The organism is Brevibacillus composti (assembly GCF_016406105.1).
GTDB lineage: Bacteria > Bacillota > Bacilli > Brevibacillales > Brevibacillaceae > Brevibacillus > Brevibacillus composti.
Map to the genome: position 1 here is coordinate 3,486,651 of NZ_CP066308.1, position 13,172 is coordinate 3,499,822.

Genomic DNA, 13,172 nt, shown 5'->3' on the forward strand with positions numbered 1-13,172 from the left:
CAGGTCTTTAATGCAATGCCAGCGTCAACGGGAAGCCAAGCCGTGGGAATGTCCTCACGAAGCAGATGCGCTTTTTTCAGCTACCCCGGCATCCCTTTGTTTTTTCACGTAAAGATGGCGTCCCGCCGCATAGAAAAAGAGGCTGGCTACGGCAAGCACCGCCATCACCAGAAACATGACCGGTCCTCCGTATGCGGACAAAATCAACCCGCCCGCCCAAGGGCCGAGGAAGCTGCCCAGCTCGCTTATGCCCTGCGCGCCATAATAGGTCCCGCGCATCTGCGGGGGCGCTATCTGGTCGATCTGGGCATATTCGGCAGGAATGATAAGAATCTCACCAAATGTAAATACGACCATCGCGATGAGAAAAGCGCTCCAGCCTTGGGAGAAAGCAAATCCTACTTCGCCCACGGCCATCAGCAGCCCTCCCGCCGCAATCCGGTGAAACAGAGTATAGCGCTCCGCCCAGCGCGTCAGCGGAATCTGCAGCAGCAATACGGTCAAGCCGTTGATGCTCATCATCGCACTGAACAGGGCGACGCCGTCATGAAATTGGTCGCTGAGGTATTGGGACAGCGTCACCGACATCTCCCCGTGGACGGTGACGAGCAGCACGCTCCCCAGCACAAACATCAGCAAAACGACGTCGCGGCTCATCACCTGCCAGATCTGGGAGAGGCGCGGCTTGGCGGCAGGATCGTCGCCACCCGGAGCATCCCCGACCTGGTATTTGCGGCAGGCGTAGGCCAGGACACCCGCGAACAGCACGTACATCACAGCCGTCAGCCAGAACGTCATCCCGCTTCCGGCAATACCGAGATAAGCTCCCAGCATCGGCCCGATGGCATAGCCGACGTTATTGGCCAGATAGCGGTTGGCAAATACGCGGAAACGCTTGTCCTCCGGGGTCAAGTCCCCCATCAGCGCCTTGGAGATCGTCGCGTAAAACGAGGCAGCCAAGCCCCTCAAAATGCTCCCCACAAGGAGCAACAGCGGATCATTGGTCACCGTAAATCCGGCAAATGAGGCGGCCATCAGCAGCATGGAGAGAAGCATCAGCTTGCGCCGTCCAAACAAGTCGGACAAGACCCCGCCGAGAAAACCGCCGACCATCCCCGCCAGCGGGCCCGCCCCGATAATGATCCCGATCTCTGCCGGTGACAGCGTGGTCGTGTCACTCAGCAAAATCGCCAGAAACGGCATACTCATCGACTGTGTCAGCATGACAAAAACAGTTCCGGCCATCAGGAGATGGACCACCGGATGCTGCGCGGCCCAGAGCTGCTTCATGCGGTCTTGCACTCGGCTCCTCATCGGCGGCGATCTCCGTTTCGGAGAAAGCGGGAGAGCAGCCCGGGCAGCTCCTCCAGCGCCGACTCCCGCAGACTGTAAGCGTGTGGAGCGGTGTGATCCAGGTAATGAGCGCGGATCAGCCCCGCCCTCCTCAGCGCCGTCACATGGTGGTGCACCGTGCTTTTCGCCAGCGAGACGGCTTGCTGCAGTTCGCCCAGGGTATGGCTTTTTTCGGCCAAGGCCCGCAGGATCAGCAGCCGTTTTTCGTCAGCCAGGCACTGGGTGATTCCCAGCAGCTTGGCGATCGGTTCTTCGCGGATCAGCTCTCCGTCGATCACGGGATACAGCACCGTGGCCATCGACCCGTGAAAATCCAGGATGGTCGCGGGGGCACAGTGGACCTGCGGCACGAGCACCACCCGCTGCAGACTTTCCGTAGGCTCGATCCAGATGCCGTTGGTGGCCGCGTCGATCAGGGCAGGACCGTCGAGCGTGGCGGCCAGCTGCTGAAAATGACGCGCACTCTCTCTCACCTGTTCGGAAGAGAAGGTCTGGAGGCGGGAAAAATACGTCTCGTTCCAGCGGGTGAGCAATGACAGCGACTTGTCGCGAATTTCCCCGAGATTGAGCGGAATGGCGTCCACCCAGGGAGCCAGCCGCTCGTACATTTCGCCGGCCGGAAGCCCCTCCAGCCAAGCGAGAAAGGCTTCGACGCTCTCCTTTTGCGGAGACTGCGCGGCTAAGAGGACGATCCGGTGCAACACCTCCCAGCGTTCATCCTCCAGCTCGGCGGCAAAAGAGGCGGGAAGCTGCTGCCGGGTCTGTTCCCTCCAGGCGGAGCCGAGCCAAAAGTGTTTGCTTTCTTTTTGATTCACATACGCGTAAAAGCTGATCAGGCACTCGTAAATCGGAGAGTATTCGATTTGAATAGAATATACATTTTTCATTCGATCACCATCGAACAGTTATTTTGGATAGGTATACTGTATCTCCCCGTGGATGATTTTGTCAATGGATTTGAAAAAAAAAGAAACGCGGAATCGGCATCCGCGTATTGTCCCAAGATCTTTATGCGGTTGTCTGCCGGGTGTGGCACACCTTCTCACCCGAGCCCGTCGCACGCGGGGAAAGGGGAAATGATTCCCCCGCTTAGACAAACGGAGGGCTCCACGCTTTTTTCCGCCAACCCAGCTTCAGCGAGACGACATTCAGCTTGCGGTCCAGACGCACATCCACGCCAAAAGGAAGCTGGCTGTCATACCAGAAGCGAACATCGCTCCAGATGACCTCATATCCGTCCTGCAGCTCCTTGCAGGTCACATGGATTCGCTGAGCAAAGCCGAGAAAGGCGCGCACGCCGTCCACGCCCATCGTAGCCCGGATGATGTCGCTCTCTCGCTCCTTTTGATAGAGATCCTCCAGACAGACCCGTCCGTACTCCACTTTTCCCGTATAAAACTGGCGATCCGTCTCCACGACGAACCGCCAGAGAAACGGGTGAAAACTGGGAATCACATGGCAGATGCCCGCGACACCCAGCTGCCTTTGAACCTGCCGAATCAGCCATTGATGCTGGCAGGCGCGCAGGCCGATATAGCCTGCCGACAGCAGATAAGCCGCTGCGCAGATCGTCCCTGGCTTTCCGCCGAAAAACAGCCACCACACCACAGCAGCCGCATGCAGGACAAAGAGAAACGGTTCAAAAATGGCCAAGATATCGAGATGCACCCAGCGGCGCGAAAAGGGGCGCAGGCACTGAACCCCATACGTATTGAGCATATCGAGAAATACATGAAACACGACCGCGGCAAAGGACCACAGATACAGCACCCCGAGCTGCTCCCAGACGCCGCAGCCCGCCGCGACAGCCAGCGCTATCACGCCCGGCCAGAGAAAGAGAGCCGGAATCGAGTGCGTCACTCCGCGGTGGTAACGGATGTAGGCCGTCGCTCCACGCACTCGCACGACCGTGTCAAAATCAGGAGCGTGCGAGCCGACTACGGCCGCAATCATCACAGCCTGCGCCAGCGCCGGATCGCCCGCTACTCCCGGACTCAGATGCGCCAATCCTCCCAATGTGACTCCCAGCAACAGATGGCTTCCCGTATCCACGCCGATCCCTCCGAGACTTTTTTAGGCCGGCAACCAGCGGCCCTTTTCCCACATCGACAGCGAAACCTCACTGGACCGCAGCATCCTTTCATCATGACGGCCACTTCTTTTACAGTACGAAAAAGACGTATGGCTTTCGTCAAGCAGAGGTAAAGGTTTCTTTAAACTTTCTTCGCCGCGCTCGGGCCAGGCCGGAGCAGACAGGCAACAAAAAACCGGCCGCACGCCAGCGGCCGGTTGTTCTCTTTCCCCATTCTTTTCCTTTTGGACAAAGGTGATTCTGTTCTGTCAGTCCCGCTCTATTCCGTCAGTCGGAGGAACTCCTCGATATCCGCCACTGCCAGGTCGACAGCCGTCTGCCAGAAGGCGACCGTCGTAATATCCTCGCCCAGATGGCGCATCGCCAACTCCTCCACCGTCATCCGTCCCGTATCCCGCAGGAGCGCATCGTATTTCTCGGCAAAGCCGGGCCCCTCCTGCAGCGCCCGAGCGTAGACGCTCAAGCTGAACAGATAGCCAAAGGTGTACGGGAAGTTGTAAAACGGATAGCTGGTGATGTAAAAATGCAGCTTGGATGCCCAGAAGTGCGGCTCGTAGGCAGAAAGCGCATCGCAATAGGCTTCTTTTTGCGCTTCCACCATCAAGCGATTGAGCTCACCCACGCTGACCAGCCCTTTTTTCCGCTGTTCGTAAAAGCGCTTCTCGAACAGAAAGCGCGCCTGGATGTTCATGAAAAAGGCGACGCATTGCTGCAGCTTGTCTTCCAGGAGAGAGAGGCGCTCCTCGTCGCTCTTTGCATGCTTCACCGCGGCATCGGCGACGATCATTTCGGCAAAGGTGGAAGCCGTCTCCGCCACATTCATGGCATAGTTTTGCGCCAGCGGCGGGAGCCCGCTCACGACCTGCTGGTGGTAGGCGTGGCCCAGTTCATGCGCCAGCGTCGAGACGTTTTTCGCATGGCCGGCGTAGGTCATGAACACGCGGGATTGTCCCGACACCGGAAAGCTGGAGCAGAAGCCTCCGGGACGCTTGCCCGCCCGGTCCTCCGCCTCAATCCAGCCCTCTTCAAAAGCCCGGCGGGAGAAGCGGGCCAACTCCGGGTGAAAGCGATCGAACTGCTCCAGGATAAAGGCAGCCGCTTCGTCATAGGAGACTTGCTGCTGGTTGCTTCTGATCGGTGCGGCGACGTCATGCCAGCTCAGCTTCTCCACGCCGAGCAGCCGGGCTTTCCGGTTCAGATAGGAGACCAGGCGGTCCTTGCGGTTGTTGATCGCCTCCCACATGGCGTCCAGCGTCCCCTCCTGCATGCGGCCGATATCCAGCGGTTCCCGCAGGACGGAGTCCCAGCCGCGATGGCGGTAGAGCGCCAGCCGGAAACCGGCCAGATGGTTGAGCGCTTTGGCGAACAGCTCCGCTTCCTTCGCCCAGGCTTCATTCCATTTGGCAAATACCTGTTCGCGCACCGAACGGTCCGGATGATACCCCAGGTTGGCGGCCTGCCCGACAGAGAGCTGCTTGATCTCTCCCTCTATCTCTACTTCCAGGCTCATGCGCCCGGTGACGGCGTTGGAGAGGTCCTGCCAGGCGTGATAGCCATCGACGGCCAGATCATTGGCCAGCTTTTCCTGTTCGGGAGACAGCTTCTCCTGGGCGCGTCTCCGCCGCTCTTGGAGCGGAAAAGCAACGGGCTCCACCTCGGGCAGAGACAGCATGCCTTTCCACGTAGTCTCATCCAGCTTCATCAGATGCACATCCCAGGCGGTCAGCACGGAGGCGAAGGCGGCGGACAGACTTTTGACGCGTCCGCCCAGCAGGGTCGCCTGCTCATCCTTCACGTTTTGCGCGGTCAGGCAGGAGATAAAAGCTCCCGCTTCTTTTAGACGCACGGCGATGCTCTGGATGCCAGTCAGGGCCGCCTGAAATGTCGCTTGCTCCGCGAGGGAGAGGGCCTCCTGCTGCAACTGTCCATCCCATGACGAGATATCCGCTTCCAGTTGGTCTAGATATGTGCGAAACGCTTCCGATGCGCTTCCTCCGGGAAAGAAAACATCCAGATCCCAGCGCTGCGGCAATTGTTTTTCCATATGTATCCCTCCTTGATGCCATTGTAACGCAATGCCTGCAGAAAGTGCAGGAAATTGCCAAAAATGTATAAATTATGAAACAACTGCACCAAATCAAAAAAATAATTCAATTGATCTAAAGGAATTGAAAGAGGTGCATTACCATATGGTACCTCTTTGACGGGCCTGTTGTCCATGGGGAAGCGGGGCCGCCGGAAAATCGGGCAGCAGACGGATTCGAACCGGCCAGGAGGCGGCTCGGTTCTCCTCGATTTAAAAAAAGACGCACAGATGCGCCTTGGCGCTTCCATACGTCCTTTTCATTCGATATTCTCTTCATCCATGCTTCTCATTGGTCTTGGGATTGGGTGTACCTATCAAGAATGAATCTGGCGAGCTCATCCTCATCCCGCTGGAGACGATACACAGGCAAGCCAGGATGGGCGTAGTCTTCCCAGCTGACCACAGCCAGGACATGAGTGACCTGCGAAAGCAGCTCCTCATCCCCGGGCTCGCGCAGGAGCACCAGCTTGGGATACCCTTCCCGCTTGAAGCCTTCAACCAGCACCAGATCTGCCCCGGCCGCTGCCATGCGGGCGATCAGCTCGGCCAATCCGAGCGGCCGCTGCTCCAGCATCGCCGTTTTGGTCCGCGACGAGATCGCCACCAGCGAGGCTCCGGCTTCGCGGTATTTCCACGTGTCTTTGCCCGGCTGATCCCATTCAAAATCATGGCCGCCATCATGCTTGACGACGCCTACGCGTATGCCTGTCCGCTCCAAAAGCGGAATGAGCCTGGTCAGGAGCGTCGTCTTCCCGGAGTTGGAATAGCCGACGAACTGGATGACGACCGGCTTCTTCTTCATGCTCTCATCTCCCTGTTCCCTCATACCTGTACCCGCTCCCAGCTCGGCATCGCATGGGGAAGCACCTCGACCAGCTCGCCCGCCTGCTTGCCTCTGCCGCCGGGAGGAATGATGGCAAAACACTCGCTCATCGACATCGTGCACAGATTGCCGGCTTTGTGATTCCAATCCGGCCAGACGTACAGCCGGCCCCCCTCCTCGGTCAGCCGGCCGCGGAGATAGCGCGGATAGGGGCAGGGCTTGTCATAGGTCTCCCCGAGAGTGGCCCAGATGGTCGGGCCCGGGCTTGCGCCGGTCTGCTCTCCGGAGAGAGTCCGCACGGCAGGCAAGAGGAAGAGACAGGCGCCGAGAAAGCAAGCGCCGGGATTGCCGGACAAAGCGCAGATCAGCTTGTTTTGATAGCGCAGGGCAGTCGTCGGGCTCCCCGGACGCATCGCTACCTTGTTGAACAGGAGCGCCACATCCGGCTCATCCGCCAGGCTGGCGATCACATCAAAGTCGCCTACCGACACGCCGCCCGATGTCACGAGCATGTCTACATCCTCCAAACAGGCCGCCAGCCGTGCCTTCGCGGCGGCTGGCTCATCGGGCAGACCTTCCAGCATCACCGGGATTCCGCCCGCCTCCGCGATCATGGCCGCGAGCATGATCGCATTGCTGTTGCGGATTTTCCCCGGCACCAGCGGCTCGTCTATCCCGAGCAGCTCCGGCCCGGTCGACAGCAGGCCGATGCGGGGCTTTTTGACGACCGGCACCCATTTGTAGCCAAAGGTGGCCAGGATCGCCAGCGTGCCCGGATTGATCCGCTCTCCCGCTTTGGCCACGACGCTGCCCGCGGGCACCTCCTCGCCTCGACGGGAGAGGTTTTCCCCCGCTCGCAGGGAGCGCTTCAACCGCACCTCCCGTGCGAGCTGGCCGGGCTGCTCCGTCTGCTCAAACATGATGACGGCATCCGCCCCCTCCGGCAGCATGGCCCCCGTCATAATCCGGGTTGCCTTCCCCGGGCCCAAAGCGATCCGGGGGACTTCGCCGGCCGCGATGGTTTCCACCACTTCCAGGGTAACCGGCCGATCCGCGCTCGCCCCTGCCGTATCCGCTGCCCTGACGGCAAAACCGTCCAGTGGCGAACGGTCAAACGGCGGCAAATCACAGGTCGCCGTGATATCTCTGGCCAGGATTCGCCCCGCTGCCTCATAGATGGCGATCTGCTCCTCTCCCTGTCTTTCCAGCTCAGACAAAAGTCTTCGAGTCGCTTCTTCTACGCTGATCGTCTGCCTGTGAAAGCGCATGGCTCAATCCTCCTTCTCCCTGCTCCCTGTTCCGCAAACGGTCACCTCCGCTCAGCTCACTTCCACTTCCAGATCCTCCACCCGCTTTTCGATATACTTCATATCTTTCCCCGACGTATAGCGGTCTGCTTTTTCCACGGTGACGGCGGTATTGTATTCCGGGATCCCGGCGTATTTTTCATAGACCCCTTTGGGGAGCAAGACATTCCCCTCCGGCCAGTACACCTGGAGGTTGCCCTGCAGCGTTTCCGCATAGCGGGCTTTCCCCTGGAAGACGCCGAATTGATTGTACACCACGATGGATTCGCCGTCGCGAATATGCAGCCCTTTGGCGTCCTCCGGATGGATCAGCACATCGTAGCGGTCCGCATCGTTAAACGGATCCTTCTCCGCGTAGATCATCGAATTGAACTGCTTGCCCCTTCGCGTCGTGACGTAAAACTGTCCGGACGGCCGCTGCAGCTCCGGCAGCTCGATCGGGATCAGATTGGCCCGCCCGTCAGGCGTCGGACAAATGCCATCCTCGCAGAGCCACGCCCCGCCCCACTGGAAGACGTCGCCCCGCTTCTTCAGATGCTGGATGCCGTCGTAGTTGGGGTTGGCGAGGGCGATTTCGTTGCGGATCTCCTGCGCGCTCGCGAAGTGCATCAGATGCTTGCGGGCAGGATCGACGCGGGCCGCCAGATCGACGTAGATTTCCCACTCCGGCCTGGCTTCCTCGATGCGCGGCCCCTCGACCTCCGCACTGAAATAGACCATCCGCTCCGTACTCGTCGAGGTTCCGCCGCCGGGCTGTTCGTAGCGGGTCATCGCCGGCAGCACGATCACCTCTTCCTTGGCGTCGACCAGTGTAGAGGTATTGAAAATAATATCCTGGTGCACTCTCATCTCCATGTTTTCCAGGCACGACTTCATGTAAGCCGGGTCCGGCATCGTCTCCAGAAAATTGCCGCCGCTGGTGTAGAACAGTCTCGTTTTCCGCTCGTGGCCGTCTGGCAGGAGCGCATTTTCCAGCGAGACGCCGACGATATCTCCCTGCCAGTTCGGAATCGGGAAGCCCCATACCTTTTCCACGCGCTTCCTGTTCTCTTCGTCAAAATCGCCGCCCGGCAGGCTGAACGGGTCCGCCCCCATCTCGCCCGAGCCCTGTACGCCGGAGTGGCCGCGAATCGGCATCAAACCGCATTTTTCCCGGCCGATAAAGCCGCGCAGGATGGCCAGATTGGCGACTTGCGAGATGTTGTCCGTAGCGAAGTGATGCTGCGTCAGTCCCATCGACCAGACGAATACCCCGGTCTTGGAGCCGGCGATCAGCTCGGCGAATTCCTTCATCCGCTCCCGGCTCATGCCCGCCGACTTCTCCAGCGCCGCCCAGTCCTGTGCCTGCACATGGGCGCGCAGCTCCTCCAGGCCGTTTGCGTGCTCCCGCAAAAACTCGTGGTTGATCGCAGAGCCCGGCCGCTCCTCCTCCATCTCAAACCAGATCTTCATGACCCCGTTCATAAAGGCGATGTCTCCGCCGATGTTCACCTGGTAAAAATCGTCGACGATCTTGGTCCCGAACAGCGCGCTCTCCGGAATCGACGGAATCCAGTAGTTTTCCATCGCCGGTTCCTTGTAGGGATTGATCAGGATGATTTTCGTCCCCGCTTTTTTGGCTGCGTACATGTACTTGGTCGAGACGGGCTGGTTATTTGCCGGGACCGATCCCCAAAAGACGAGGACGTCCGTCCCGATCCAGTCCTTGTAGTTGCAGCTGGACGCCCCGATGCCGAGCGAGCGCTTCAGCGCCGTCTTGCTCGGCGAGTGGCAGATGCGGGAGGAGTTGTCGATATTGTTGGTCCCGAGAAAACGGGTCATTTTGGCTGCGGTGTAGAACACTTCATTGGTAATCCCGCGAGAGGTCAGGAAAAAAGCCATCTGCTTAGGTGTGATCGACTTGATCTTCGCCGCGATCCGGTTCAGCGCCTCGTCCCAGCTGATGCGGGTAAAGCGGTTTTCCCCCGGCTTGCGCGACAGCGGATAAGGAATCCGCCCCAGCTTGCGAAGCTCCGTGCTGGACAGCTTTTTCATTTCCTCGACGTTATCCAGCCACTTGGGATCGATCGCCGGCATCGTATTCAGCCTCAGGACGTTCAGACGCGTCGTGCAAAGATGCGGGCCGCTCAGCGTCTGATCGTACAGCCCGGACACGCCGAGCGCGCAGCCGTCGCAGACGCCTTGCGTCAGGATGCGGTACGCATACCCCAGATTGTCCCGATTCTCGTAGATGACCTTCATCGTATCGCGGATGTGATGAGGTTTTACCTTTCCCAGCCCCATCGGCATCAGTGATGACCACAGGGAAGGCTTCAAGGATGTATCCAGCTTGATGGGCCCTGTGTGTTTTGTCTTACCCATGCTACTCGCCCCTTTTCATAGTCTCTTACTGTAGTGCTGTGAATCTTCGGTATTGTCCCCGTTACAAGAAAATAACCACCGCAAAACCATCCCTCAGTCGGATACGTACGGGAAAGTCCACGGTGGCTCTATGGCAGGAACGCTACCAAGCAACCTGTCGTGTGTTCGTGATACGCCGTCCGGCCTCTTCGCGGGCAAAGGCTGCCTCGCGCAGGCTTACGGCAAGTTCTTGAACTTTTTTTCAATGTCCTGGTCGAAAACGAAGATGGACATACCAAAGTCGCGTTCGATGTCGATATCGACGAATAATTCCACGAAAGTCGCCCCCAGAAACGCCTCCATCTCAACAGGACGGTTCTTGCGGTACATTTCCTTGACCATTTCCGTCCGGGCCGCGCGGAGCATCTGTTTGCCTTCATCAGCAGTCGCGATGAATTTTTCGACAGGAGAGAGGTTCCCTTCCATTTCACAGATTGCCCAATTCTTGCAAAAAGTGGTGTTGATTTTGCTCGGTCCCTTGCCCATGTGGCGCTTGCGGAAAGCTCTCACCAGATTGCTGAACTCAGCTTCATATTTATTCATCGATGCAAGTCACCTTTACTATCCGTAATCTTACTTACGACTTTACCATCAATTAGCTGGCCAGTTCAACAGAGTTTTCCCCGCGCTCCGCTTCCGCCTTGAGCTTTTTGATATCCAGACGCACGAGCAGAGAGACGATCAGCGCTACGACGAACATCCCGACGAAAACCGAGAGTGTGCCTGTGTAGCTGCCTGTGGTATCCCGCACCCACGCGGCAAAGATCGGACCGACGAGTCCCGCCGCCGCCCAGGAGGTCAGCACATACCCGTGAATCGCTCCCAATTGCTTGGTGCCGAACAGATCGCCGATATACGCCGGGATCGAGGCAAAGCCGCCGCCGTAACAGGTCATGATGATAAACATCGCGGCCATGAAAAGGCTCGGCAAGGTCAGGCTGGGCAGCAGGAAAAACAGGACGATCTGAATCGCGAAGAAAGCGGTATAGGTGTTGGGACGGCCGATATAATCCGATACGGACGCCCAGCCGATGCGGCCTACTCCGTTGAACAGACCGTTGAGCCCCACCATGGTCGCCGCAAGCCCTGCGGACAAACCGGCAATTTCCTGCGCCATCGGGGAAGCCACGGAGATGATAGCGATTCCGCAAGTCACGTTGATAAACAGCATCAGCCACAGCCAGTAGAATCTGCGCGTCTTCACCGCTTCATTGGCAGTGAGCTGGCAGTAGTCCTTTTTGATCTGCTTCAGGCCTGCGGCAGCATCGGCGGAGTAGCCTTTTGGCACCCAGCCTTGCGGAGGCGGTGCAAGGTATTGCGCGGATGCGAACATCAAGATGAAATAGATGATACCCAGAACAAAGAACGTATTCGGAATGCCGACGGAGCCGATCAGCATCTGGATGATCGGACCGGCAACGACCGATGCAAAGCCAAAGCCCATGATCGCCAGGCCCGTGGCCAATCCCCTGCGGTCGGGAAACCACTTAACCAGCGTCGAGACCGGCGTGATATAGCCGACTCCAAGGCCAATTCCGCTGAGCACGCCGTAGCAGAGATAAAGCAGCGGCAAATTGCCCATCTTCATGGCAAGGCCGGAGCCGGTAATGCCCAACCCGAAAAAGATCGACGCGAGAATGCCCGACTTGCGCGGACCATGCTTTTCTACGTAAGACCCGAGAAATGCGGCAGATAGGCCGAGAAATAAGAATCGCGATACTAAACGTCAGCTGTACCTGCCTCAGCTCCCAGCCGTATTGAGACATGATGGGGTTGGTGAATACGCTCCAGGCGTAGACGGATCCGATCGAGATGTGGATCCCCACCGCAGCCGCTGCGATCAGCCAGCGATTTTTCTGTTTTTGCTCCATACCATTCATCTCCTTTTTGATAAAATGGGGGGCGATCCCGAAGCAACATCCCCAAACAACAAAAACTGCCGAATCCATCTTCGCTTCCGGCCCCAGGACGGGCAGGCGGGCAAAGACGAGACACGGCAGTTAATCATCAGCAGGGTCGCTACTTCAGCATCAACAGCAAGTGCTTGGTATTCAATTGGAGCAGCTCTGACAAATAAACCGGCGACAGGTTCGCTATCCCGTGTCAATTTGTGAACTCCCGGGCAAATCGTGAAAATTTTGTGACAACCGAAACCTCACATAGTATACTACCATGTGAGCGCTTACTCGACAATACATTCTCGTCAAATTTTCCAATTTTTACGACATCAGAAAGGAGGCTCCCCATGTCTCATTTGTCCAAAACCATCACCAGAGAAGTGTTAAAAGTGCAGGTGGGCCAGTCCGCCTGGGAAGAGGATGAGATCGTCACCGAATACCCGCTGACGATTTTTCTGGGGGACGAGGAATTTGCCACCATCGTCTGCACGCCCGCAGATTTGGAGGAGATGGTGATTGGCTTTTTGGCCGCCGAAGGGGCGATCCGCTCCTATGACGATATCAAGCAGGTCACCATCGACGAGGCGAAGGGCTTTGCCTACGTGGATACCCATCAGCAGACGGTGTTGTCGCAGAGCTTTTACTCCAAGCGGCGCATCACCTCCTGCTGCGGGAAAAGCCGGCAGTCCTTTTACTTTTTCAGCGATGCCCGCACGGCCAAACCGGCAGCGGACGGCGTCACCGTCACACCGGAACAATGCCTGCATCTGATGGACACGCTGCAAGCCTCCTCGGCCATCCACCGGCAGACGGGCGGCGTCCATAACGCTGCGCTCTGCTCGCCGGAAGAGGTGCTGCTGCAGTACTCTGACATCGGCAGGCACAATGCGCTGGACAAGATATACGGCTACTGCCTGCGCCACAAAATCGCCACCGACGACAAAATTCTCACCTTCAGCGGGCGCATCTCCTCCGAGGTGCTGCTGAAGTCCGCCAAAATCGGGGCCAGCATCCTCTTGTCCAAATCGGCTCCCACCGACCTGGCCTTGCAGCTGGCTGAAGAGCTGAACATCACGGCGATCGGCTTTATTCGCCAGGACCGGATGAATGTGTACACCCATCCGCAGCGGGTGCTGCTGGCCTAAGCATAGACTGCTTGCCTTTGCGTGGGATGCTTGCCTTTGCGTGGGATGCTTGCTCTTTACCGGGGCTG

9 protein-coding genes and 1 pseudogene are annotated in these 13,172 nt (G+C 58.2%); 1 reads left to right on the plus strand and 9 read right to left on the minus strand.

Going from position 1 to position 13,172, the window contains the following annotated elements; genetic code table 11:
• Positions 1-54 precede the first annotated feature (54 nt).
• The 9 genes and pseudogenes from JD108_RS17560 to JD108_RS17600 all read right to left on the minus strand — a co-directional run bounded on the left by JD108_RS17560 (position 55) and on the right by JD108_RS17600 (position 11,932).
• The gene (locus JD108_RS17560; RefSeq protein ID WP_198827277.1) at positions 55-1,314 is read right to left on the minus strand and encodes an MDR family MFS transporter; all 1,260 of its coding nucleotides are present in this window, start codon (positions 1,312-1,314) and stop codon (positions 55-57) included.
• Entirely contained in the window at positions 1,311-2,240 is a 930-nt protein-coding gene (locus JD108_RS17565; protein ID WP_198827278.1) for an ArsR/SmtB family transcription factor, read from the minus strand. Before JD108_RS17565 ends, JD108_RS17560 begins: the two co-directional genes overlap by 4 nt.
• Before the next feature lie 202 nt (positions 2,241-2,442).
• Complete coding sequence (locus JD108_RS17570; protein ID WP_198827279.1) at positions 2,443-3,405, minus strand: metal-dependent hydrolase; 963 nt, start codon at positions 3,403-3,405, stop codon at positions 2,443-2,445.
• A gap of 299 nt (positions 3,406-3,704) precedes the next feature.
• On the minus strand, positions 3,705-5,489 hold the full coding sequence (locus JD108_RS17575) for a M3 family oligoendopeptidase (protein WP_198827280.1): 1,785 nt from the start codon (positions 5,487-5,489) through the stop codon (positions 3,705-3,707).
• 328 nt (positions 5,490-5,817) lie between these two features.
• Positions 5,818-6,333: a molybdopterin-guanine dinucleotide biosynthesis protein B gene (mobB, locus tag JD108_RS17580; protein WP_198827281.1), complete on the minus strand. Its 516-nt coding sequence runs from the start codon at positions 6,331-6,333 to the stop codon at positions 5,818-5,820.
• A 20-nt stretch (positions 6,334-6,353) separates the two neighbouring features.
• The gene (locus JD108_RS17585) at positions 6,354-7,622 is read right to left on the minus strand and encodes a molybdopterin molybdotransferase MoeA (RefSeq protein WP_198827282.1); all 1,269 of its coding nucleotides are present in this window, start codon (positions 7,620-7,622) and stop codon (positions 6,354-6,356) included.
• Positions 7,623-7,673: 51 nt separating this feature from the next.
• Positions 7,674-10,022 carry an FdhF/YdeP family oxidoreductase gene (locus tag JD108_RS17590; protein WP_198827283.1) on the minus strand — a complete coding sequence of 783 codons (2,349 nt, stop codon included), beginning with the start codon at positions 10,020-10,022 and terminating at the stop codon, positions 7,674-7,676.
• A gap of 216 nt (positions 10,023-10,238) precedes the next feature.
• Positions 10,239-10,604: a Na-translocating system protein MpsC family protein gene (locus JD108_RS17595; RefSeq protein ID WP_198827284.1), complete on the minus strand. Its 366-nt coding sequence runs from the start codon at positions 10,602-10,604 to the stop codon at positions 10,239-10,241.
• 52 nt (positions 10,605-10,656) lie between these two features.
• Positions 10,657-11,932, minus strand: a pseudogene (locus JD108_RS17600) (L-lactate MFS transporter).
• Between the two features lie 374 nt (positions 11,933-12,306).
• Between JD108_RS17600 and fdhD the strand changes: the two are divergent.
• Positions 12,307-13,104, plus strand: a complete 798-nt coding sequence (fdhD, locus tag JD108_RS17605; RefSeq protein WP_198827285.1) for a formate dehydrogenase accessory sulfurtransferase FdhD — start codon at positions 12,307-12,309, stop codon at positions 13,102-13,104.
• Positions 13,105-13,172 lie beyond the last annotated feature (68 nt).

Coding starts and splice junctions, on each gene's coding strand:
- JD108_RS17585 (WP_198827282.1), bottom strand. CDS start 7,622: ATGCGCTTTCACAGGCAGACGATCAGCGTAGAAGAAGCGACTCGAAGA.
- fdhD (WP_198827285.1), top strand. CDS start 12,307: ATGTCTCATTTGTCCAAAACCATCACCAGAGAAGTGTTAAAAGTGCAG.
- JD108_RS17565 (WP_198827278.1), bottom strand. CDS start 2,240: ATGAAAAATGTATATTCTATTCAAATCGAATACTCTCCGATTTACGAG.
- JD108_RS17560 (WP_198827277.1), bottom strand. CDS start 1,314: ATGAGGAGCCGAGTGCAAGACCGCATGAAGCAGCTCTGGGCCGCGCAG.
- JD108_RS17575 (WP_198827280.1), bottom strand. CDS start 5,489: ATGGAAAAACAATTGCCGCAGCGCTGGGATCTGGATGTTTTCTTTCCC.
- mobB (WP_198827281.1), bottom strand. CDS start 6,333: ATGAAGAAGAAGCCGGTCGTCATCCAGTTCGTCGGCTATTCCAACTCC.
- JD108_RS17590 (WP_198827283.1), bottom strand. CDS start 10,022: ATGGGTAAGACAAAACACACAGGGCCCATCAAGCTGGATACATCCTTG.
- JD108_RS17595 (WP_198827284.1), bottom strand. CDS start 10,604: ATGAATAAATATGAAGCTGAGTTCAGCAATCTGGTGAGAGCTTTCCGC.